The organism is Streptomyces sp. NRRL S-920, assembly GCF_000717945.1.
GTDB lineage: Bacteria > Actinomycetota > Actinomycetes > Streptomycetales > Streptomycetaceae > Streptomyces > Streptomyces alboniger.
This window is the reverse complement of sequence record NZ_JODF01000162.1, coordinates 1-485: the sequence shown is the minus strand read 5'-3', so window position 1 is coordinate 485 and position 485 is coordinate 1. Positions and strand designations below refer to the sequence as shown.

1 protein-coding gene is annotated in these 485 nt (G+C 68.2%); it reads right to left on the bottom strand.

Going from position 1 to position 485, the window contains the following annotated elements; all coding sequences use genetic code 11:
* Window positions 1-485 (bottom strand): carboxyl transferase domain-containing protein (locus tag IG54_RS0137330; RefSeq protein ID WP_030795717.1); only part of this gene is annotated, 485 nt, incomplete at both ends.

Below are 485 nucleotides of genomic sequence, written 5' to 3'. Positions count from 1 at the left end.
GAAGCCGGGCACGTCGAGGAGCGTCACGATGGGGATGTTGAAGGCGTCGCACATCTGCACGAAGCGGGCGGCCTTCTCGGAGGCCTCGATGTCCAGCACACCGGCCAGGGACTGCGGCTGGTTCGCCACGATCCCCACCACCTTGCCGTCCAGCCGGGCCAGGGCACAGATGATGTTCCGCGCCCACCGCTCGTGGACCTCCAGGAAATCACCGTCGTCGACGATCTCCTCGATGACCTGGTGCATGTCGTAGGGGCGGTTGCCGTCCACGGGCACCAGGTCGAGCAGGGCCTGGCACGCGCGGCCTGCCGGGTCGTCGCAGCCGTGCGCCGGAGGGTTCTCGCGGTTGTTCGACGGCAGCATCGACAGCAGATAGCGCACTTCTTCGAGGCAGGTCTCCTCGTCGTCGTACGCGAAGTGCGCGACGCCGGAGGTCTCGGCGTGGACGTCGGCGCCGCCCAGGCCGTTCTGCGTGATCTCCTCGC